We start from the raw sequence: 22226 nt of genomic DNA, 5'->3' as shown, positions 1-22226 counted from the left end.
AAATATGATCGTTGTAACCAATACCATCAAAGTCAAAAAGGGTCATGGGGAGTCGGTTGCTGAGAAGTTCAAGGCCACTAAGGGGATAGAAGAGTCGCGTGGCTTCATTCGCATGGAGGTTCTTCTAACAGAAGGCCTTACGGAGCATGATGAGCTGAAGGTATGTACGACTTGGAATGATAAGGCTTCATTCGAGGGATGGGTGAACAGTGATTCCTTCCGACAAGCGCATGCACATCGCAGCAAGTCAGCAGCCAAGGATCATAATCAGACAGAGGCTAATGCTGAAGGGGAGCGAATCATGCTGGGATCTCAGCTAACGACACATAAAGTATTGGTATCCAAATCACTGATTAATCAAGCTTAAAAGCTTAGGCGTTTAGGAGGAGTCCCTTCATCCAACAATGGATGACAGGGATCTTTCTGCTTTATAAATGAAGAAAGGGTTTATACGATCAGAATTAAATGGTAAACTTTGAATGATAGTGTTGTTAAAAGGAGCTTGGCATGGCAAAAATAAAACTGAAGTTTGTTTGTACAGAATGTGGGAATGAGTCGCCAAAATGGCTCGGTAAATGCCCTGGATGCCACGCTTGGAATTCCATGGTGGAAGAGAAGGAGACGGTTGTGAAGACGCAAGGGATTGGTCTTCGCTCGGTTCAGACTCAGACGAAAGAAAAACCACAATCCATCATACATATAGAAAGCGGGCAGGAACCGCGCATCGAAACGCGGCTTCTGGAGCTTAATCGCGTGCTTGGGGGCGGAGTTGTCCCCGGCTCTCTAATTCTTGTCGGGGGAGATCCTGGTATCGGAAAGTCTACGCTGCTGCTTCAAACCTCACATGCGCTTGCGTCTAAAGGCTTGAAGGTCTTGTATGTTTCCGGGGAGGAGTCTGTTCGGCAGACACGTCTGCGTGCGGATAGACTCGGAGCACTCAGTGAAATGCTATATGTGTTTTGTGAGACGAACATGGAGCAGATTAACGATGCCATTGAGAATCTTCAGCCAGATTTTCTAGTTATCGATTCGATTCAGACCGTGTATGATCCGAATGTGCAGTCAGCACCTGGCAGTGTTGCGCAGGTAAGGGAATGTACCGCTCATTTCATGCGAGTTGCTAAGATCAAAGGAATTGCTACCGTGCTGGTCGGACACGTGACCAAAGAAGGGGCAATAGCTGGTCCGCGCTTGCTCGAGCATATGGTGGACTGCGTACTTTATTTCGAAGGAGAGCGTCATCATACCTATCGCCTGCTTAGAGCGGTCAAGAACAGGTTCGGTTCAACGGATGAGATCGGAATATTCGAGATGGGTGAGCAAGGTCTGCGAGAAGTAGCTAACCCCTCCGAGCTATTCTTGTCCGAGCGACCGCTGGGTGTGTCTGGATCGACGGTAGTAGCAAGCATGGAAGGTACACGGCCGGTTCTTGTGGAGCTGCAGGCTCTAGTCGCACAGACGAATTTCCCTTCTCCAAGACGGATGTCTACTGGCATCGACCATCACCGTATGGCACTCATTATCGCCGTATTAGAGAAGCGGATTGGCATGGTACTGCAGAATCAAGACGCGTACTTGAATGTGGCTGGAGGCATTAAGCTGGATGAGCCGGCGGTCGACTTAGCTGCGGCCGTCTCGTTAGCATCGAGCTTTCGTGATGCCCCGACAAGGCCATACGATGTTATTTTTGGCGAGGTTGGCTTGACGGGAGAAGTTAGAGCTGTGTCCCGTGCAGAGCAGAGAGTCAAGGAAGCAGAGAAGCTAGGATTCAAACGGGTTATCATGCCAGAGAAGAGCTTGAAGGGCTGGAAACCGCCTGAGGGCATTGAGATTATCGGCGTCAGTACGGTAACAGAGGCACTTTCGGCAGCACTTGGATAGGGGGCAAATGATGAAGGAACAAAGTCAGCTAGAAATTATGAATCAATTATTGCAGCTAGTAGCACCCGGTACCCCGTTCCGTGAAGGGCTCGAGAATGTGCTTCGGGCCAAAACGGGCGCTTTAATCGTGGTAGGCTACAGTCCGGAAGTGATGGAAGTCGTCGATGGCGGGTTCTCAATTAATTGTGATTTTTCACCGAACTACTTATATGAATTGGCCAAGATGGATGGCGGCATTATTCTGAGCGAGGATATGCGGCGCATTCTATATGCCAACACCCAGCTTATTCCGAACAGCTCGATTCCTTCCATAGAGACCGGTATTCGCCATAGGACGGCAGAGCGTGTTGCTAAGCAGACTGGCAAGCTGGTCGTATCGATATCACAGCGACGGAATATCATTACCTTATACCAAGGGAACCTGCGCTACTCCCTGAAGGAAATGGGCGTCATTCTGACCAAGGCGAACCAAGCGATACAGACGCTGGAGAAATACAAGGTCGTTCTAAGCCAATCGTTGACGAACCTGTCTGCTCTTGAGTTCGAGGAGCTGGTAACTCTGCAGGAGGTTGCTCATGTCGTGCAGCGCCTGGAGATGGTGCTCCGCGTGAAGATGGAGATCAAGCGTTATGTGACGGAGCTGGGTACAGAAGGCCGACTGATTGCCATGCAGATGGAAGAGCTGGTTAACGGCGTAGATGAGGATGCTTGGTATTTACTTAAGGATTATGCGAAGGATAATGGGGATGACAGAATCAGAGAGCTTCGTGTTAGTCTCAAGAAGCTGAGCTCCGATGAGCTGCTCGATGCGCCGCCGATTATCCGATTGCTTGGCTATCCTCATACGGGGGCTATGGCTGAGGAATCAGTATCGCCGCGCGGCTACCGATTGCTGAACAAAATTCCTCGTCTGCCGCTCATTATTATGAATAATCTGATTGAGCGGTTCGGTCGTCTGCCACATATTCTGATGGCTACGATTGAGGAACTGGACGAGGTCGATGGCATTGGCGAGGTGCGTGCAAGGGCTATCAAGGATGGGCTAAAGCGTATTCAAGAGCAGATGTTCATTGACAGACAAATTTAAATCTCATACAATGGATGGAATGTGTACAGCAGTATGATCATACATTAGTAATCGGTTTTAGGGTATAGTAGAGAAGAGGTGGAATAGATGATTACAAAGTCGATACCGAGCCTTCTCACGGTGGGGAACTTATTCCTCGGAATAGTCGCCATTATTTTAGTTTTCAATGAAAAGCCTGAACTGGCAGCGATGATGGTTATTATCGCTATGCTTCTTGACGGTGTTGACGGGCGAGTAGCGCGTGCATTGAATGTGCAAAGCGAGTTCGGGAAAGAGCTCGATTCCTTATCAGATGTGATTTCGTTCGGTGTAGCGCCGGCCTTTATTATGTATGTTGTTGCCTTTCAAGATTTGAATCCGACGATTGCTTATAGTATTACAGCTTTATTCCCGATTTGTGGTGCTTTGAGGCTTGCACGCTTCAACGTTGTAGCGGGTAAACCTGGTTATTTCATCGGGCTGCCGATTCCTGCAGCTGGCGGAGTGCTTGCTACCCTTGCATTGTTCCAGGGAGATATTGTAGTCTCCGTATTGCTCGCGAGCACGTTGGTGCTATCCCTGTTAATGGTTAGTACGATTAAATATCCGAATTTCAAAAAAATCGGTATCTCTAAAGGCGCGATTTGGATGATTCCTGGAGTTGTGGCATTAGCCGTACTGCTAGGAATCCTATTCCCGAATCAGCTGTCCAAAATTATTTTTGTACCGTTGCTCTTGTATGCGCTGTATGGGTTAAAAAAAAACGTTGATCGCCGTGTGAAGAAGCGAATTCGCAAACGCCGCGGCAAAAACTCTGACCTGCCTGATGATAATGTGCAGTCGGAGACACCAGCTTGATCGACTGTTAGGACAGCAAGGCAATAAGAAAACCGCCCGATCCATTCCACTGTGGAATGAATCGAGCGGTTTTTTTTGACTTCAGGTTAAGTTGAATAATCCAAGCGTTGAGCATTTGTCGTATTCGTCAGCAATAACCTCATCTAGTTGAATGTCGAGTAGATTGCACATCGCGGTCATGTAGAACAAGTTGCGTCCCAGCTCCGCCTTCATCACATCCCGGCAAGATTCACATACCTGACCGGATAGATGGCTTTGAAGCGTGGATTTTGCATTTTCGAGATTGAGTTCATCCGAGTATTGCTGCTTGCGAGCATTAAGTTCGATACAGCCGCAATCTGTGACGGCTTTGGATATCGCCCGATTAACAGATGCTCCGGACTGGCCAAATTTAGACATCACATCTAGTAAGCTTCGATGCCTGAGCAGCAATTCAGATACTTGCTGCTGGAATTGATCCAACGTTGGAGCGCTCATCGGTACCACCTCTTTTCATCAGCTCATTCAGAAGTTATCTCCTTTTCCATTATAAGCCTATCGGTTGTTCTTTTCAAAATTAAAAATCATTCACCATGACGGTTAGCGTGTCCAAAATTGGAACATAATTGTAATGGAGGTGGAAGATATGGTAAGACGTTTTATTCAAATCATTGGTATGCTGTTCGGTGGAATGGCTGGTGCTGAAGTGCATAGTATGACGAGCGGAGCGGGAATCTGGTCAGAACCGTCACTCGGAATGCTGCAGCGTTCAGGCTCTTATTACATGTATGTGGCAATTGGCGCCGTATGCGGTGTGGTTGCAGCTACGATGGTAGCGAAGCAGCTCATTCGTTTCATGCAAAAAGGGGCAGAGCATACCGCAGAAATGCCAATAAAGGATTTATTTGCAGGGATCGGCGGCTTGTTTCTTGGATTGCTGTTGTCAGTACTGCTATATCCGGCTGTATCGGAGCTTAGAGGTCCCGGTATTCTACTGCCGGCAGTGATGTCGTTGTTGTTTGGTTATTTGGGGCTTAGAATCGCTTGGCACAAAAAAGAAGAGCTGGCTGCAGCGACAGCCCACATGCTTGAACAGCGGAAGGCGCCTGCTATACCGGATGAGACAAGCGGCTTCGAAGAACATAAAATTCTGGATACCAGTGTGATTATCGATGGTCGAATTGCAGATATTTGCAAAACAGGATTTATTGAAGGCACGCTCGTCATTCCAGAATTCGTACTGGAAGAGCTGCAGCACATTGCGGACTCGTCGGATTTGCTGAAGCGCAACCGCGGACGTCGGGGGCTCGATATTTTGAACAAAATTCAGAAAGAGCTTGATGTACGGGTGCTTATTTATGAAGGTGATTTCGAAGAAATCAGCGAGGTAGACAGCAAGCTTGTGAAGCTGGCGAAAGCGCTCAAGGGCAAGGTCGTCACCAATGATTTCAATCTTAATAAGGTATGCGAGCTGCAAGGAGTATCTGTTCTTAATATTAATGATCTGGCGAATGCAGTTAAGCCGGTCGTGCTGCCTGGAGAAGAAATTATCGTACAAGTTATCAAGGACGGCAAAGAACATGGTCAAGGGGTCGCTTATCTCGATGATGGCACGATGATTGTTGTGGAAGGTGGACGCGAGTATATCGGTACGACAATGGAGGTGCTGGTGACCAGCGTCCTGCAGACATCTGCCGGCAGAATGATATTCGCCAAGCCGAAGCTGTTGGAAAAAGCTCAGTAAAAGGTTATAGTAGGAGTAACTAGCTGCTATGATCGATTCGAATAATTGACTAGCATGCTTATTTCAAAATATAAGACTATATGTTGAATGGTATTCGATACAATACATAGTCTTCTATTTCTACGAGTAACGGGTGCCGTCCTCCTGCAGAGGACGGCGAAGCCGTTTCTTCTTGGGAATCAGTATGAAGGTAGGCGGGCATAGTCATGAAATCACAATGGGGAGTCGTTGTCGTCGCAGCCGGACGCGGTTCGCGTATGGGAACGAAAGAAAGTAAACAATATTTGCCTCTTCAAGGTAAGCCAATCATCGTCCATACGCTGGAGCTGTTTCAATCGTTGGACAATATTGCGGATATAGCGCTTGTCGTAGGTGCGGATGATGTGGAGCGCTGCAGCCAGCTTGTTCAAGAATATAGCCTGAATAAAGTGACGGCTGTCGTTGCCGGAGGCGGAGAGCGCCAGCATTCGGTACATGCAGGAATTAAGGCGCTGTCGCCAGCCATTGAATGGGTCATGGTTCACGATGGGGTACGGCCTCTCGTAACACCGGAAGCGATTCGTGCTTGCTGTGTCACAGCGAAGCAAGTGGGGGCTGCTGTTCTTGCGGTACCGGTCAAGGATACGATTAAACAGGTAGACGATGCAGGTCTGATCGTGGCAACACCGGACCGTCGAAGCTTGTGGGCGATACAAACGCCGCAGGCTTTTCGTCGTGAGCTGCTGGTTACTGCGCATGAGAGTGCCGAGGCTGAGCAGTTTCTAGGCACGGATGATGCGATGGTCGTAGAGCGTATGGGTGCTGCTGTGGCAATAGCAGAAGGGGATTACACCAATATAAAGATTACAACGCCAGATGATTTGCCATGGGCGGAATTTTTGCTTGGAAGCAGGAGAAAGGGGAAGAATTGAAATGATTAGAGTGGGACAAGGCTTCGATGTGCATCAGCTTGTGGAGGGCAGACCGTGTATTATTGGCGGCGTAAAGATTCCATATGAGAAAGGCCTGCTAGGACATTCCGATGCGGATGTTCTGCTGCATGCGATAACGGATGCTATACTGGGTGCGCTTGGGTTAGGCGATATCGGCAAGCATTTTCCCGATACAGATGCTGCGTTCAAGGATGCGGACAGCTTGAAGCTGCTGGAAGAGGTATGGGCAATGGTAGAAGAACGCGGCTACAAGCTGGGGAATATTGACTCTACAATTATCGCTCAGCGTCCGAAGATGCTGCCTTACATTTCGCAAATGTCCGAGGTTATCGCTCGTGCTCTGCATGCAGAGGTGTCGCAGGTGAACGTGAAGGCGACGACGACGGAGCAGCTAGGCTTCACCGGAAGAGGAGAGGGAATTGCTGCGCAGTCTGTTGTTTGCTTAATAAAGAATGTGCTATGATTTTCATTAAAATAAAACGATTTGTACATATGCTTGGATGATACGGAAGGGGTTAATACAATGACACAAGAAGTCCGCGTTCGGTATGCGCCATCACCGACTGGCCATTTACATATCGGCAATGCAAGAACGGCCTTATTCAATTATTTGTTCGCTCGCCATCATGGCGGCAAATTTATCGTTCGTATCGAGGATACCGATGTGAAGCGCAACGTTGCCGGCGGTGAAGAAAGCCAGCTTACTTATCTGAAATGGCTCGGAATCGATTGGGACGAGAGCGTTGATATCGGAGGAGGCTACGGTCCCTACCGTCAGACGGAGCGTCTGGATATTTACCGTGAATATTGGCAGGATCTGCTTGACCGCGGGCTTGCTTACCGCTGCTATTGCACGCAGGAGGAGCTTGAGCAGGAGCGGGAAGAACAGACCGCACGCGGTGAGACGCCACGCTATTCGGGACGTCATCGTGATCTGACGGAGGAGCAGCGTCAGTCGTTCGAAGCGGAGGGACGTGTGCCTAGCATTCGCTTCCGTGTACCTGAGGGGAAGACTTATGCGTTCGATGATATTGTCAAAGGCTCCATCAGCTTCGATACGGTGGAGATGGGCGATTTCGTTATTGTAAAGAAAGACGGCATTCCAACGTACAACTTCGCGGTTGTCCTGGATGACTACCTGATGAAGATCAGCCACGTGCTGCGTGGTGAGGATCATATATCGAATACACCGCGTCAACTGATGATCTATGAAGCATTCGGGTGGCAGGCGCCGAAGTTCGGCCATATGACTCTTATCGTGAATGAGAGCCGCAAGAAGCTGAGCAAGCGTGACGAGTCCATTATCCAGTTCATCGAGCAATACGATGGCCTAGGGTATTTGCCGGAAGCCTTGTTCAACTTCATTGCACTCCTTGGCTGGTCTCCGGAGGGTGAGCAGGAGATGTTCACGCGTGAAGAGCTTGTACAAGTGTTCAATGCAGATCGCCTAAGCAAGAGCCCTGCCGTATTCGATACGCAGAAGCTGAGCTGGATGAACAATGAATATATTAAGAAAACAGAGCTGCCACGACTGGTTGATCTATGCTTGCCGCATCTGCAGAAAGCCGGACGCACGTCTGAGGAGCTTGATGCAGCAGGCCGCGCTTGGGTAAGCGATCTTGTTGCCCTGTATCAAGACAAGCTGCGCTCTGCGTCTGAGATTGTACCACTAACCGAGCTCTTCTTCCGTGACAACGTGGAAGATGAGGAGGAAGCTGCGGCTGTGCTGGCTGAAGAGCAAGTGCCTGTAGTGCTCTCCGCGTTCTTAGCTCTGGTAGAAGCGGGCGGCGATGAGCCGCTGGCGGTAGATGGCATTAAAGAAAACATTAAAGCCGTACAAAAGGAAACCGGCTTCAAGGGCAAGCAGCTCTTTATGCCAATTCGTGCAGCACTCACGGGACAAACGCATGGCCCTGATCTTAATCAATCCATTGCTCTGTTAGGCAAAGATAAAGTGATGAGCAGACTGCGCGGACGTCTAGGTCAATAGTATAGGCACAATTCCCTTGTCACCTATTTGGGTATTCGTTATACTGGTACTACCAATAACAATTCGATGAAAAGAAAAGCCATGAACAGGAGAAGTACGTTCTGCTGGATTTACAGAGAGGACAATCATCATCCATGCAACGCTTTGCTCATGCAGGGCCGTAGGATGTAGGCTGTGAGTTGTCTAGTGCGGGGGACGGAAATATGCACCTGGGAGCTTTGCTTCTGAGCCGTATCTATAGCCATACCGTACCTACCGTTACAGCGGAGGATGGCGAGGATCGGGGTAGGCAGCAACGTCAGCCTGCGTTAAGGGCATGAAGACGGACAGCCGGATCGGCAGCCAGTTCAAGCTTACGAGCCGCAAGGCAGTTAGCTTAGGGCGGCGCGATAGTAATGTAAGGCAGTCCAAGCAGAGTGGAACCGCGACGTTACACGCCCGCCTCTGCAGCATCTCATGCTGCAGAGGCTTTTTATGTTGATCATTTTTCAATAATGTCTCGTCGTGCAAGAAGAACCGCCGGTTGTTGGAGTCACTAAGCGTAAGGAGATCGCATTAGTGAAGCTGGAGAGGAGAAAATCCATGTTCCGCCATTATCAATCAGATATTAATGCGGTGTTCGAGAATGATCCAGCGGCTCGCAGTCGCTTCGAAGTGATCTTCACGTATTCCGGCTTACATGCGATATGGGCTCATCGGACGGCACATTTCTTTTACCGTAACAGATGGTATACGGTAGCGCGTATAATATCGCAGGCTAGCCGTTTCATGACAGGAATTGAGATTCATCCGGGGGCCACTATTGGTGAGCGTTTATTTATCGACCATGGGATGGGCGTTGTCATTGGGGAAACCTGTGAAATCGGCGATGATGTCGTCATCTATCAAGGGGTTACCCTTGGGGGTACCGGAAAAGAAAAAGGGAAGCGGCATCCTACCATTGGCAACAATGTCGTGATTGGCTCCGGCGCCAAAGTATTAGGTTCCTTCCAGGTGGGCGATAATTCAAATATCGGATCTAATGCGGTTGTGCTTCGTGAAGTGCCTACGAACTGTACAGTTGTGGGCAACCCAGGGCGTGTAGTGAAGCGGAACGGAGAGCGTGTCGGGGATCGTCTTGACCATAAGCAGCTGCCAGACCCTGTTATTGAGATGTTCCGTGAAATGCAGAAGGAAATTGACGGCTTGAAGGCCGAGGTAGAGCAGCTTAGGCAGCCTGCAATTGGAGGAGAAGCGAGATCATGAGTATTCAAATTTATAATACAGAATCAAGAGCCAAAGAAACATTCGTATCGCAGGAGCCCGGAAAAGTGAAGATGTACGTATGCGGTCCTACGGTGTATGACTATATTCATATTGGTAACGCTCGTCCTGTTATTTTCTTCGATGTGGTTCGCAGATTTTTGGAATATACGGGCTATGAGGTCAACTATGTCGTTAACTTCACGGATGTCGATGATAAGCTCATTCGCAAGGCGGAGCAGCTCGGCTCGACTGTGCCAGAGGTAGCGGAAAAGTTTATTGCAGCATTCAACGAGGATATTGCTTCACTCGGTGTTCATAAAGCTACGTTGAATCCACGTGTAACCGGGAATATTCCAGAGATCATCGCGTTTATTCAAGAGCTGGTCAACAAAGGCTATGCGTATACGAGCGAAGGGGATGTCTACTACCGAACCTCGAAATTCGAGGAATACGGGAAGCTCTCACACCAGAATCTGGAGGAGCTGCAGTTCGGCATCCGGATTGAGGTTGGTGATCGCAAGGAGAATCCGCAGGACTTCGTATTATGGAAGGGTGCTAAGCCCGGCGAGATCAATTGGGAGAGCCCATGGGGTGCTGGACGCCCAGGTTGGCATATTGAGTGCTCGGCTATGGCAAGAACTTACCTTGGTGATACGCTTGATATTCATGGCGGCGGACATGATCTTCAATTCCCGCATCATGAATGCGAGGTGGCGCAATCCGAGGCGTTGACAGGCAAGCCGCTCGCTAATTATTGGATGCATAACGGATATATCCACATCAATAATGAGAAAATGTCCAAATCGCTTGGCAACGGCATTACGGTCAATGAATTGGTTAAGAAAATAAAACCGAATGCGATTCGCTATTTTATATTGTCGTCTCATTACCGCAGTCCGCTGAACTTCAGCAGCGATTCCATCGCTCAAGCGGAGAAAAGCGTTGAGCGTATCGTGAATTGCGAGTCCAATCTACGGCATCGGTTATCAAGCCTAGGTGCGGATGCTGCAGCAGCAGCTCCATCTGAACTGGATGGACGGATCGCTGAGATTGCGGCGCAGTTCGAGGCGAAGATGAGCGATGACTTCAATACACCGGATGCGGTTACGGCTGTATTCGATCTTGTGAACGAAGCCAATCAATATCTGAAGCGCAGCGATGCATCCGCAGAAGGTATTGAGGCACTTCTCCGCTCCTTGGAGCGAATGGATGCTGTGCTTGGTCTGCTGCCTCAGGCTGAGGAAGGCGCAGAGCTGCTGGATGCTGAGATTGAACAGTTAATTATAGATCGGACGGAAGCGCGTCAATCGAAAAATTGGGCACGTGCAGATGAGATTCGTGATCTGTTGACTGAAAAAGGAATCGCGCTTGAGGATACTCCGCAAGGGATTCGTTGGCGGCGTCTATGAGCGGCGCAGGGAATACCGAGCATGGAGGAGAATCAATGTTGAATCCTATAGACCATAACGAACAAGAGAGGCCAGGTGAGGAGCGGGAGCCTGGCTCTGCTCTATTGTTCTACGAGCCTTCCAAGAAAACGCAGCTGCTCAGTCCGATAGTACTGGCGTATATTGGGGATGGTGTATTTGAATTGTTAGTGAGACAGTATCTGGTGTCACTAACCAATCATAAGCCGCATCATCTGCACCGGGAGGCGACGAAGTTCGTCTCTGCCAAGGCGCAGAAAAATCTGCTTGAGAAATGGCAGCCGCTGCTCACGGAGGAAGAAGCTGATATCGTAAGGCGAGGACGCAATACGAAATCAGGTACGCCGCCTAAGAATGCAGACCCCGCCGACTACCGCCAAGCAACGGCGCTGGAATGCTTAGTCGGTTATTTATATTATGAGGGCCGGACGGAGAGGCTGCGGGAACTATTCGCCGTAGCAGTCGCTTCAAAGGCCGAACAGTTGGAACATGAATAAGGAAGTAGACTGACTTGAAGGAGGGTTATCATGACGGATCAATATAATCAAGAAGAACTGATCGCAGGCAAGCATCCGGTACTGGAAGCTCTTCGATCTGGACGCGAGATCAACAAAATCTGGATCGCTGAAGGCGCCCAGAAGAGCATGACTCAGCCCATTACGGCAGAGGCCAAAAAGAACGGAATCATCGTTCAGTTTGTGGACAAGCGTAAGCTCGACAGTATGGTGGAGGGCGTTCAGCATCAAGGTGTTGTTGCGCAAGCGGCTGCGTTCGAATATGTAGAGATTGAGGATATCCTTGCTGTAGCCAAAGATCGTGGCGAAACGCCATTCCTGCTAGTGCTGGATGAAATTGAAGATCCGCATAACCTAGGCTCTATTTTGCGTACAGCTGAATGCACAGGGGTTCACGGTGTTATTATTCCGAAGCGCCGTGCGGCTGGACTTACTGCGACGGTTCTCAAAACGTCCGCAGGCGCGGCTGAGCATGTACCGGTAGCGAGAGTAACGAATCTGGCTCAGACCATTGATCGGCTCAAAGAGGAGGGTGTCTGGGTAGCGGGTACCGATGTTAGTGCTCCTCAGGACGTATACAGAACGAAGTTCGATCTTCCGCTAGCGATCGTAATCGGCAATGAGGGCAAGGGGATAGGACGTTTGATTAAAGAAAAATGTGACTTCCTGGTCAAGCTGCCTATGCTTGGACAGCTTAATTCTCTAAATGCGTCCGTAGCTGCAGGCGTACTCATGTATGAAGTGGTTAGGCAGCGCCGGAGTGAATAGCCGATGAGTCGGCGTGAAGATATCCTGTTGGTAGACGGATATAATATGATCGGAGCTTGGCCAGTACTGGAGAAGCTGAAGGAAATTAATCTGGAAGAGGCGCGGGATAAGCTGCTCGATCTTCTTGCTGACTATCAGGGCTTTACCGGGATGAAGGTATACGTCATATTCGATGCCCACCAAATTCCGGGTCTTGGTGCTACGTATCGTCATCATAAGCTGACCATTGTGTATACAAAAGAAAAAGAAACAGCCGATGAATGCATTGAGCGGCTCGTTAAAGAGATGTACAATAAGCGGCGCAATATTTATGTAGCCACATCGGATCAGGTGGAGCAGCATGTAGCATTCGGCATAGGCGCGCTTCGCTTATCCGCGCGTGAACTGCTGATCGATATTGGACAGAATCGCAAGCAGATTGAGAACACGCTGAAGGAAGATAGGCCAGGTAAGCGCAACTCCGTCGATGGGATTGTAAGTCTGGAGGTTCGGACGAAGCTGGAGCGGCTTCGCCGGGGCGAGAAATCATAACCACAAAGTGACAAATTTACTATTAAAACGGCACTACCCGAAGGGCAAATTGGTTGACGGTGTAAGGTTACATAATGTATACTGGCTCTATATTTGAAGATGAGTTAGCCTATGTACAACCTTTTGTTTATACTTATCTTCCGACGGGAAACGCAATCGTTTGAATTGGAAGAACGATGTGTCGTTTCTATTTGGTTGCATATGAATCTAGCGGCGTACGCCTTGCAGGCCGGAGGGATAGTTCGTGAGCATCGACCTCAAAGAATGGAGTACGCTCGAATATGACAGCAGTACGGATGAAGACATCGTCGAAGCAGTCCGAAATGGCGACAGCCTGGCTCTCGAATATTTGATTAATAAATACAAAAATTTTGTTCGAGCTAAGGCACGTTCCTATTTTCTTATCGGGGCGGATCGTGAGGATATTGTTCAGGAAGGCATGATCGGCCTGTACAAATCCATCCGTGATTTCAAAGGGGACAAGCTTGCTAGCTTCAAGGCCTTTGCGGAATTATGTATTACGAGACAGATTATCACGGCGATTAAGACAGCTACAAGGCAGAAGCATATACCGCTTAACTCTTATGTCTCGCTGGATAAGCCAATCTACGACGAAGATTCAGACCGAACCTTGCTGGATGTCATATGCGGGACCCGGGTTTCCGATCCTGAAGAGCTTATTATTAATCAAGAAGAGTTCAGTGGACTGGAAGACAAAATGTCCGAAATATTAAGCGATCTTGAGCGCAAGGTGCTTATGCTTTATTTGGACGGAAGATCTTACCAGGAAATTGCTGTCGACTTGGACAGGCATGTGAAGTCAATTGACAATGCATTGCAGCGTGTGAAACGCAAATTAGAACGATACTTGGAAGTCAGAGACATCAGCGGTTAACTATGTCTTTCCATTTTATATTGTGAAGTAGAGTGGGCTGTCGATCTGTCTGGTCAATTCCAGTACAGGGCGCGGCTCATTTTTAGTTTTAAAAACGGTCTATTCTGACTATACTGGTAGGGACGAGAACCGAGTATTCGACTTCTTTTTCCAGAATATACGCTGCTTCCCACCCTATCTTTCCGTTGACATCAAATATGCCGTGTGATAAAGTGTTTTAGGTAGGCCTATATGTGAGGTTTTTTTTCCTATTGGGGCCGCATTTCGTGGTGGTATAATTCATTATCTCATCATGATTGCATTTAGTAGCAGTTCGGGAGGTGTAATTCAATGCGGGTAATTATCACGTTGGCATGCACAAACTGCAAACAGAGAAACTATGCGAGCAGCAAGAACAAACGCAATCACCCCGACCGCATCGAGTTGAAGAAGTTTTGCAAGTTCTGTAACGAGCAGACTCCTCATCGCGAGACGAGATAGTCAATTGGAGGTGTGGACGTGGCATTTTTGGCTAAACTGAAGCAGAGCTTCGGAACAACGTTTAGTTTCTTCGCCGACAGCTGGGCAGAACTGAAGAAGGTTCGCTGGCCAAACCGTAAAGAGTTGACAAGCTATTCGATCGTAGTCCTTTTGACGATCACGTTTGTGACGATTTACTTTTGGCTTCTTGACATCGGGATCTCGTCTCTAGTTGAACTGATTGTTTAAGAAGGGTCCAAAGGTGGATTGGAATGGAAAAAAGATGGTATGTCGTACACACTTACGCCGGTTATGAGAACAAGGTAAAAGCCAATTTGGAGCGTCGTCTTGAGTCTATGGGCATGGAGGACAAAATCTTCCGCGTTCTAGTTCCTATGGAAGAAGAAGTGGTAGAGAAGGACGGCAAGAAAAAAGTCGTTCAGCGTAAAGTCTATCCCGGATATGTTCTTGTGGAAATGGTTCAGACAGATGATTCTTGGTACGTTGTTCGTAATACACCGGGCGTTACAGGATTCGTAGGATCAACTGGTGCCGGTTCTAAGCCGATCGCACTCATGCCTGATGAAGTGGAACAAATTCTCAAGCATATGGGTATGGAAGAGCCTAAGCCGAAGATCGAGTTCGATCTGAAAGAAACTGTACGCGTCAAAGTTGGTCCTTTCGCAGACTTTGTTGGCACAGTAGAAGAAATTCTGCTCGACAAAGCGAAGCTTAAGGTTCATGTCAACATGTTTGGTAGGGAAACCCCACTAGAGCTGGATTACACTCAAGTGGAGAAGATCTAGAATCTGGTTTCCATGGTCGCCGGCATTCCCGGCGAAATGGAGCATTTGCTTCAGCTTGGGATTACAGGGTAAGGAGGTGTAAGTCACATGGCAAAAAAGGTTATCAAGATGGTCAAACTGCAGGTTCCTGCAGGTAAAGCTAATCCGGCTCCGCCGATTGGTCCGGCACTTGGTCAAGCAGGCGTTAACATCATGGCGTTCTGTAAAGAGTTTAACGCGCGTACAGCCGATCAAGCTGGGCTCATTATCCCAGTTGTAATCACTGTATTCGAGGATCGTTCATTCACTTTCGAGACAAAAACTCCGCCGGCAGCAGTATTGCTCCGCGTAGCAGCTGGTATCGAAAAAGGATCAGGCGAGCCTAACAAAAAGAAAGTTGCTACTGTGAAACGCGACAAAGTTCGTGAAATCGCTGAGCAAAAAATGCCCGACTTGAACGCAGCTTCTGTCGAAGCAGCAATGCTTATGATTGAAGGTACTGCACGCAGCATGGGTGTAACAATCGTTGACTAATAGCGTCCATTCCATTAGGATATAGACGCTAGGGCTGCCGCAGGGCATGCCCGGGTAGCGATGCGCTTGCATCGCTGGTGGGAGGATCATCCCTAGGAGGATTTTCCGCTATAACCACATAAGGAGGATAACAAAATGGCTAAACATGGCAAGAAGTATCTAGAAGCTGCTAAGCTGATTGATAGCGAAGCTACTTATGAAGCTTTGGAAGCAATTGAACTTGTGAAAAAAGCTGCAACAGCAAAATTCGACGAATCCATTGAAGTTGCTGTCCGTCTGGGTGTAGACCCACGGAAACAAGACCAAGCAGTGCGTGGCGTCGTAGTACTTCCGCACGGTACTGGTAAAACAAAACGCGTCCTCGTATTCGCAAAAGGCGAAAAAGCGAAGGAAGCAGAAGCTGCAGGAGCTGACTTTGTCGGTGATGCAGACATGATCAACAAAATCCAACAAGGCTGGTTCGAATTCGACGTTTGCGTAGCAACGCCGGACATGATGGCTGAAGTTGGTAAGCTCGGCCGTATCCTCGGTGGTAAAGGCCTCATGCCTAACCCTAAAGCAGGAACAGTAACATTCGACGTTACTAAAGCCGTTCAAGAAATCAAAGCCGGTAAGATTGAATACCGTCTTGATAAAGCAGGTCAAATCCATGCGCCAATCGGCAAAGCATCTTTCGATGCAGAGAAACTCAACGAGAATTTCCGCACACTGATCGAAGCTTTGAACCGTGCTAAACCGGCTGCAGCTAAAGGTATTTACCTGAAAAATATTGCCGTTTCTTCGACAATGGGCCCTGGCGCTCGTGTATCGACAGCGTCTTATCGCTAATTGAAACGGAACTGAATTCGAATACGCATACCGTAGACAGTAGGTGCCGCAAGGCTTAATTTCCTACCGAGGTGTTATGATAAAGTGTTTGTATGCGATGCAATCGCAGTAACGAACCATCATGGCCTTCACAGTCTACTTACTGTGAAGGCTTTTCTCATGCATAGGCAAGGGGAAGCTCATCGTTGGAACGGGATGTAAAATATTACGGGAGGTGTACAGTTTGGCAAACGCAAAAATCATCCAAGACAAACAACAAGCGGTGGAAGTGATTGCAGCAAAGCTTCGTGAAAGCTCCAGCACAGTCATTGCCGATTATCGTGGATTGAACGTAGCGCAAGTAACTGAACTTCGTAAACAGCTTCGTGAAGCTGGTATTGAGTTCCAAGTACTGAAAAACTCGCTCGTTCGTCGCGCTACTGAAGCTGCAGATCTTTCTGAACTGAACGGCATTTTGACGGGTCCTACCGCAATTGCATTCAGCAAAGATGATCTGATTGCACCAGCAAAAATCTTGAACGATTTCGCTAAAAAGAACGACGCTCTGAAACTTAAAGGCGGCGTAGTTGAAGGCAAAGTTATTGACGATAGCCAAATCAAAGCGTTGGCGGAACTTCCGTCTCGCGAAGGTTTGCTCTCCATGCTCCTCAGCGTATTGCAAGCCCCAGTGCGCAACTTCGCGCTTGCGGTTAAAGCAGTCGGCGAACAAAAAGAAGCACAAGCTTAATAGACGTTTCGGCGTCAATCAAGTCTGCCCGATCATACCGGCAGCATGAAACCAAAAAAAAACTAAAACCATTCCTGGAGGTATAACCATGTCTAAAGAGCAAATCTTAGAAGCAATTAAAGTTATGTCCGTTCTTGAACTGAACGATCTTGTTAAAGCAATTGAAGAAGAATTCGGCGTTACTGCTGCTGCACCAGTTGCAGCTGCAGCTGGCGGCGCAGCTGAAGTAGCTGAGCAAACTGAATTCAGCGTTATCTTGAACGGCGCTGGCGCTTCCAAAATCAACGTTATCAAAGTTGTTCGCGAAATCACAGGTCTTGGCCTGAAAGAAGCGAAAGACCTTGTTGACAACGCACCAAAAGCAATCAAAGAAGGCGTTGCTAAAGAAGAAGCAGAAGCTGTTAAAGCTAAGCTTGAAGAAGCAGGCGCTTCTGTAGAAGTGAAGTAATTCGCTTCAACTAGATAACGGGCCCCTTGAAACGTTACGTTTCAAGGGGTTCGTTGTATGTTCTAGCTCTTATTTCAGGCAGGAGGGAATTAATAATGTCGGACCACTACTATTCCCGAACTCCGGGAGTAAAGCATGATCGGCACATTCATCAAGCCGAGCTTCGCGGCTATGCACTGAAATTTGTGACGGATGCAGGCGTTTTTTCGAAATCAGGTGTCGATTATGGGAGCCGTGTTCTGCTTAATGCGATACAATTCGCGTCAACCGCAAAAGTGCTCGATGTTGGATGTGGTTATGGTCCCATTGGACTAACGGCTGCTAAGCTTGCATCTGAGGGGCATGTGACGATGATTGATATTAATGAGAGAGCAGTGGAGTTGTCGCGGGAGAATGCACAGCTCAATGGCATTGCTAATGTGACTATCCTTCAGAGTGATATCTATGAGGCTGTAAGAGGCAATACGTATGATGTTATTCTTACGAACCCACCCATTCGTGCTGGCAAACAGGTCGTTCACCGTATTTTTGAAGAAGGCTATGAGCTGCTTGCTCCCGGTGGGATTATGTGGGTGGTCATTCAAAAAAAGCAGGGCGCACCATCCGCAGAGGCTAAGCTGCAGTCGTTATTTAATGAAGTAGAGGAAGTTACAAAAGACAAAGGCTACAGGATTTTATTGGCAAAAAAATAGGTCAGACTTTTTTCTTGACTTGACTTTCTGTATATGGTAATATTATAAAATGTCAGCATTAAATTGGGCTCAATCTCTTTAGTTAACTAAAATGTCAATAGCGATTTTTAAGCGCAGAATGCATAGAAAATGTGCAATTGACGTATAATGTTTACATTTTGGGCAAAATTACTTGATATGGTACCATCGCGCCGTGCTGCGCTTGGTTGACTTGCGGAACATGCTCTTTTTTCGAACTATTCGATAAGGGCTTTTCTTTATTTGAAATAGTAAAGTAGTGACGCAGTAGTATCGATGCTGTGAGACAGACATGAGGGGTGAGGTTAAGTTGGCAGGACAACTTGTTCAGTATGGTCGGCGCACGCGGAGAAGTTACGCCCGGATCAACGAGGTGCTGGAAGTCCCGAACCTGATTGAAATCCAACAAAAATCGTACGAAAAATTCTTGGATAACGACTTGCTTGAGTTGTTCCAGGATATTTCGCCGATTCAGGACTTTACGGGCAATCTATCGCTTGAGTTTATCGACTATAGCTTGGGCGAACCGAAATATTCGGTCGATGAATCAAAGGAACGCGATGTGACGTATGCAGCTCCACTGCGCGTTAAAGTACGGCTCTTCAATAAGGAAACCGGCGAAGTGAAGGAACAAGAAGTGTTTATGGGTGACTTCCCGCTGATGACCGAGACCGGTACGTTTATTATTAACGGAGCGGAGCGGGTAATTGTCAGCCAATTGGTTCGATCCCCAAGTGTGTACTTCAGCACGAAGGTTGACAAGAACGGGAAGAGAGCATACACAGCTACCGTAATTCCGAATCGTGGAGCTTGGTTGGAGCTCGAGACGGATGCAAAGGATATCATCTACGTTCGTATTGACCGGACCCGGAAAATACCGGTGACGGTGCTTTTGCGTGCACTTGGTTTTGGGACTGACGCAGAAATTCTAGAATTGCTCGGACATGACGAGTATATTCTTAACACGCTGGACAAAGACAACACGGATTCCACGGAGAAAGCGTTGATCGAGATTTATGAACGCCTTCGTCCAGGTGAGCCACCGACGTTGGATAATGCGAAGAGCTTGCTAGTTGCTCGCTTCTTTGATCCAAAACGATACGATCTGGCCAATGTTGGCCGTTACAAAATAAACAAAAAGCTTCATATTAAGAACCGTCTGTTCAATCAACGCTTGGCGGAGACACTTGTTGATCCGTCTACTGGGGAAATCATCGCGGAAGCTGGTCAGATGATTGATCGTCGTCTGCTTGATGAAATTCTTGATAAGCTTGAGAAGAACGTCGGCTTCAAAACATACCATGTCGCTAATGGTGTTCTGGATGCTGATAGTATTCCACTACAAGCGATTAGTGTATTCTCACCAATTGACGAATCGAAGGTTATTAAAGTAATTGCTAACGGGGTTATTGATAAGTCTGTGAAGCATATTACACCTGCGGATATTATTTCGTCCATTAACTACTTCATCAACCTCTTGCATGGCGTAGGAAGCACAGATGACATTGACCACCTTGGTAACCGTCGTCTTCGTTCAGTAGGCGAGCTTCTGCAGAACCAATTCCGGATCGGTTTGTCCCGGATGGAGCGCGTTGTGCGTGAGAGAATGTCCATTCAAGACGCGAATGCGATTACGCCGCAAGCGCTGATTAACATCAGACCGGTTATCGCTTCGATTAAAGAGTTCTTCGGTTCATCACAGCTCTCGCAGTTTATGGATCAGACGAACCCGCTTGCTGAGCTGACACACAAACGTCGTCTGTCCGCACTAGGACCCGGCGGTTTGACGCGGGAACGCGCAGGCTTCGAGGTTCGTGACGTTCATAACTCTCACTACGGCCGTATGTGCCCGATTGAGACGCCTGAGGGACCGAATATCGGTCTGATCAACTCCTTATCCTCTTTTGCCCGTATTAACGAGTATGGCTTCATTGAGGCTCCTTACCGTTGGGTAGATCCGAAGACGGGAATTGTAACAGAACAGATTTCTTACTTGACTGCTGATGAGGAATATAACTACGTAGTCGCACAAGCGAATGCGAAGCTAGCTCCAGACGGTAGATTTGCTGAGGATAGTGTAATCGTTCGTTACAATATCCAAGCAGATAACATTCTTACGATGCCAAGTGATCGCGTTGACTACATGGACGTATCACCTAAGCAGGTAGTATCGGTTGCGACGGCACTCATTCCGTTCCTTGAGAATGATGACTCCAACCGTGCCCTCATGGGATCGAACATGCAGCGTCAAGCCGTACCGCTCTTGATTCCGAAAGCTCCGCTTGTCGGTACAGGTATGGAGCACAAGTCGGCGAAGGATTCAGGCGTATGCGTCGTTTCCAAGCATGATGGTGTTATCGAGCGCGTATCAGCTAATGAAATTTGGGTACGTCGTGTAGAACTGATTGACGGCAAGCCAGTTACTGGCGATCTGATCAAGCATAAGCTTCACAAGTACATGCGCTCTAACCAAGGTACATGTATTAACCAACGTCCTATCGTTAAGAAAGGCGAAGTGATCAAGAAAGGCGATATTCTCGCTGATGGTCCTTCAACTGAACAAGGCGAGTTGGCACTTGGTCGTAACGTAGTCGTTGCGTTCATGACTTGGGAAGGGTACAACTACGAGGATGCTATTCTTCTTAGCGAAAAGCTAGTGAAGGAAGACGTATACACGTCCATTCACATTGAAGAATATGAATCGGAAGCTCGTGATACGAAGCTCGGACCAGAAGAAATCACTCGTGACATTCCGAATGTCGGTGAAGAAGCGCTCAAAAATCTCGACGAACGAGGCATTATCCGTGTTGGTGCTGAGATCGGCGCAGGCGATATCCTTGTAGGTAAGGTAACACCTAAAGGTGTAACAGAGCTTACAGCGGAAGAACGCTTGCTTCACGCAATCTTCGGCGAGAAGGCTCGTGAAGTGCGTGATACATCGCTTCGCGTACCGCATGGTACTGACGGTATCGTCGTTGACGTTAAAGTGTTTACACGTGAGAACGGTGATGAACTGCCACCAGGCGTGAATCAACTTGTTCGTGTATACATTGCACAGAAACGTAAAATCTCTGAAGGGGACAAAATGGCAGGACGCCACGGTAATAAAGGGGTTATCGCCCGTATTATGCCGGAGGAAGATATGCCATTCCTACCTGATGGAACTCCTGTTGAAGTCGTGCTTAACCCGCTCGGCGTACCTTCACGGATGAACATCGGTCAAGTGCTGGAAGTCCATCTTGGTATGGCTTGTAAGCAACTCGGACTTCATGCAGCAACGCCGGTATTCGACGGAGCTCATGAGTATGACGTATTTGATGCCATGGAAGAAGCTGGCATGCAGCGTAACGGTAAAACCGTGCTCTACGATGGCCGTACTGGTGAGTCGTTCGAGCGTGAAGTTACGGTTGGCGTTATGTACATGATCAAGCTAGCGCACATGGTAGACGATAAAATCCATGCCCGCTCTACTGGACCTTACTCCCTCGTTACGCAGCAGCCACTCGGTGGTAAAGCGCAATTCGGTGGACAACGCTTCGGGGAGATGGAAGTATGGGCGCTTGAGGCATACGGCGCAGCCTACACGCTTCAAGAGATTCTTACGGTTAAATCCGATGACGTTGTCGGCCGGGTGAAAACCTATGAATCTATTGTCAAAGGTGAGAATGTTCCGGAGCCAGGCGTTCCAGAGTCATTCAAAGTATTGATCAAAGAACTTCAAAGCTTGGGTATGGATGTTAAGATCCTGTCCGAGAATGAAGAAGAGATCGAGATGAAAGAAATAGATGATGAAGATGAGGGTGCAAGCGATAAGCTCAACCTGAATCTGGAAGGCTCTGAAGTTGGGGCCGAATAAGATGACTGCTGGCTGCCCGTCCGTAATACGCGGACGCGCAGCCGTTAA

The 22226-nt window shown here is 48.2% G+C and carries 25 protein-coding genes and 1 other annotated feature; of the genes, 23 read left to right on the top strand and 2 right to left on the bottom strand.

Annotated elements, in window-relative coordinates; all coding sequences use genetic code 11:
* Positions 1-4: 4 nt before the first annotated feature.
* The 4 genes from AC6ESP_RS26255 to pssA all read left to right on the top strand — a co-directional run bounded on the left by AC6ESP_RS26255 (position 5) and on the right by pssA (position 3805).
* A complete protein-coding gene (locus tag AC6ESP_RS26255) occupies positions 5-367 on the top strand; it encodes an antibiotic biosynthesis monooxygenase (RefSeq protein ID WP_497099690.1) in 363 nt (120 codons plus the stop codon).
* A 140-nt stretch (positions 368-507) separates the two neighbouring features.
* Positions 508-1881, top strand: coding sequence for a DNA repair protein RadA (radA, locus tag AC6ESP_RS26250; RefSeq protein ID WP_497099689.1), 1374 nt, complete (start codon positions 508-510; stop codon positions 1879-1881).
* A 10-nt stretch (positions 1882-1891) separates the two neighbouring features.
* Positions 1892-2968 (top strand): DNA integrity scanning diadenylate cyclase DisA, encoded by a 1077-nt coding sequence (gene disA / locus AC6ESP_RS26245; protein WP_497099688.1) that lies wholly within the window; start codon positions 1892-1894, stop codon positions 2966-2968.
* Between the two features lie 87 nt (positions 2969-3055).
* Positions 3056-3805 (top strand): CDP-diacylglycerol--serine O-phosphatidyltransferase, encoded by a 750-nt coding sequence (pssA, locus tag AC6ESP_RS26240; protein WP_497099687.1) that lies wholly within the window; start codon positions 3056-3058, stop codon positions 3803-3805.
* An 81-nt stretch (positions 3806-3886) separates the two neighbouring features.
* Here the strand turns inward: pssA and AC6ESP_RS26235 are convergent, their stop codons facing one another.
* Complete coding sequence (locus tag AC6ESP_RS26235; protein ID WP_497099686.1) at positions 3887-4282, bottom strand: nucleoside triphosphate pyrophosphohydrolase family protein; 396 nt, start codon at positions 4280-4282, stop codon at positions 3887-3889.
* 148 nt (positions 4283-4430) lie between these two features.
* On the opposite strand from AC6ESP_RS26235, the gene AC6ESP_RS26230 reads away from it, so the two are divergent.
* The 4 genes from AC6ESP_RS26230 (at position 4431) to gltX (ending at position 8450) form a co-directional block, all read left to right on the top strand.
* A complete protein-coding gene (locus AC6ESP_RS26230; RefSeq protein ID WP_497099685.1) occupies positions 4431-5528 on the top strand; it encodes a PIN/TRAM domain-containing protein in 1098 nt (365 codons plus the stop codon).
* A gap of 206 nt (positions 5529-5734) precedes the next feature.
* Positions 5735-6439 (top strand): 2-C-methyl-D-erythritol 4-phosphate cytidylyltransferase, encoded by a 705-nt coding sequence (gene ispD / locus AC6ESP_RS26225; RefSeq protein WP_497099684.1) that lies wholly within the window; start codon positions 5735-5737, stop codon positions 6437-6439.
* Between the two features lies 1 nt (position 6440).
* Entirely contained in the window at positions 6441-6923 is a 483-nt protein-coding gene (ispF, locus tag AC6ESP_RS26220; RefSeq protein ID WP_497099683.1) for a 2-C-methyl-D-erythritol 2,4-cyclodiphosphate synthase, read from the top strand.
* A 60-nt stretch (positions 6924-6983) separates the two neighbouring features.
* Positions 6984-8450 (top strand): glutamate--tRNA ligase, encoded by a 1467-nt coding sequence (gltX, locus tag AC6ESP_RS26215; RefSeq protein ID WP_497099681.1) that lies wholly within the window; start codon positions 6984-6986, stop codon positions 8448-8450.
* A gap of 258 nt (positions 8451-8708) precedes the next feature.
* On the opposite strand, the gene AC6ESP_RS26210 is transcribed toward gltX, so the two are convergent.
* Positions 8709-8942: a hypothetical protein gene (locus AC6ESP_RS26210; protein ID WP_497099680.1), complete on the bottom strand. Its 234-nt coding sequence runs from the start codon at positions 8940-8942 to the stop codon at positions 8709-8711.
* A 66-nt stretch (positions 8943-9008) separates the two neighbouring features.
* On the opposite strand from AC6ESP_RS26210, the gene cysE reads away from it, so the two are divergent.
* The 15 genes from cysE (at position 9009) to rpoB (ending at position 22178) form a co-directional block, all read left to right on the top strand.
* Entirely contained in the window at positions 9009-9695 is a 687-nt protein-coding gene (cysE, locus tag AC6ESP_RS26205; RefSeq protein WP_497099697.1) for a serine O-acetyltransferase, read from the top strand.
* Positions 9692-11104, top strand: a complete 1413-nt coding sequence (gene cysS / locus AC6ESP_RS26200; RefSeq protein ID WP_497099678.1) for a cysteine--tRNA ligase — start codon at positions 9692-9694, stop codon at positions 11102-11104. The genes cysE and cysS overlap by 4 nt, the downstream gene beginning before the upstream one ends.
* Before the next feature lie 35 nt (positions 11105-11139).
* Positions 11140-11619 carry a Mini-ribonuclease 3 gene (locus AC6ESP_RS26195; protein WP_497099677.1) on the top strand — a complete coding sequence of 160 codons (480 nt, stop codon included), beginning with the start codon at positions 11140-11142 and terminating at the stop codon, positions 11617-11619.
* A 30-nt stretch (positions 11620-11649) separates the two neighbouring features.
* Positions 11650-12405: a 23S rRNA (guanosine(2251)-2'-O)-methyltransferase RlmB gene (gene rlmB / locus AC6ESP_RS26190; protein WP_497099676.1), complete on the top strand. Its 756-nt coding sequence runs from the start codon at positions 11650-11652 to the stop codon at positions 12403-12405.
* 3 nt (positions 12406-12408) lie between these two features.
* Complete coding sequence (locus AC6ESP_RS26185) at positions 12409-12936, top strand: NYN domain-containing protein (protein ID WP_497099675.1); 528 nt, start codon at positions 12409-12411, stop codon at positions 12934-12936.
* A 244-nt stretch (positions 12937-13180) separates the two neighbouring features.
* Positions 13181-13831, top strand: a complete 651-nt coding sequence (gene sigH, locus AC6ESP_RS26180; RefSeq protein WP_497099674.1) for an RNA polymerase sporulation sigma factor SigH — start codon at positions 13181-13183, stop codon at positions 13829-13831.
* A gap of 330 nt (positions 13832-14161) precedes the next feature.
* A complete protein-coding gene (gene rpmG / locus AC6ESP_RS26175; protein WP_015847242.1) occupies positions 14162-14311 on the top strand; it encodes a 50S ribosomal protein L33 in 150 nt (49 codons plus the stop codon).
* 18 nt (positions 14312-14329) lie between these two features.
* Positions 14330-14539, top strand: a complete 210-nt coding sequence (gene secE / locus AC6ESP_RS26170) for a preprotein translocase subunit SecE (protein ID WP_475750874.1) — start codon at positions 14330-14332, stop codon at positions 14537-14539.
* A gap of 23 nt (positions 14540-14562) precedes the next feature.
* A complete protein-coding gene (gene nusG, locus AC6ESP_RS26165; protein ID WP_497099673.1) occupies positions 14563-15096 on the top strand; it encodes a transcription termination/antitermination protein NusG in 534 nt (177 codons plus the stop codon).
* Positions 15097-15183: 87 nt separating this feature from the next.
* Positions 15184-15609 carry a 50S ribosomal protein L11 gene (rplK, locus tag AC6ESP_RS26160; RefSeq protein ID WP_284241895.1) on the top strand — a complete coding sequence of 142 codons (426 nt, stop codon included), beginning with the start codon at positions 15184-15186 and terminating at the stop codon, positions 15607-15609.
* Positions 15610-15744: 135 nt separating this feature from the next.
* On the top strand, positions 15745-16437 hold the full coding sequence (gene rplA, locus AC6ESP_RS26155) for a 50S ribosomal protein L1 (protein WP_497099672.1): 693 nt from the start codon (positions 15745-15747) through the stop codon (positions 16435-16437).
* Positions 16438-16449: 12 nt separating this feature from the next.
* Positions 16450-16604, top strand: a sequence feature (ribosomal protein L10 leader region).
* Between the two features lie 56 nt (positions 16605-16660).
* Positions 16661-17164 (top strand): 50S ribosomal protein L10, encoded by a 504-nt coding sequence (gene rplJ, locus AC6ESP_RS26150; protein ID WP_497099670.1) that lies wholly within the window; start codon positions 16661-16663, stop codon positions 17162-17164.
* An 88-nt stretch (positions 17165-17252) separates the two neighbouring features.
* Positions 17253-17612, top strand: coding sequence for a 50S ribosomal protein L7/L12 (gene rplL / locus AC6ESP_RS26145; protein WP_497099669.1), 360 nt, complete (start codon positions 17253-17255; stop codon positions 17610-17612).
* A 95-nt stretch (positions 17613-17707) separates the two neighbouring features.
* Positions 17708-18304: a class I SAM-dependent methyltransferase gene (locus AC6ESP_RS26140; protein ID WP_497099668.1), complete on the top strand. Its 597-nt coding sequence runs from the start codon at positions 17708-17710 to the stop codon at positions 18302-18304.
* 310 nt (positions 18305-18614) lie between these two features.
* Positions 18615-22178, top strand: a complete 3564-nt coding sequence (gene rpoB / locus AC6ESP_RS26135) for a DNA-directed RNA polymerase subunit beta (protein WP_497099667.1) — start codon at positions 18615-18617, stop codon at positions 22176-22178.
* The last annotated feature ends 48 nt before the right edge of the window (positions 22179-22226 follow it).

The organism is Paenibacillus xinjiangensis, from assembly GCF_059686975.1.
Note: the sequence above shows the minus strand (reverse complement) of the source record. Positions and strands in the feature narration are given on the sequence as shown.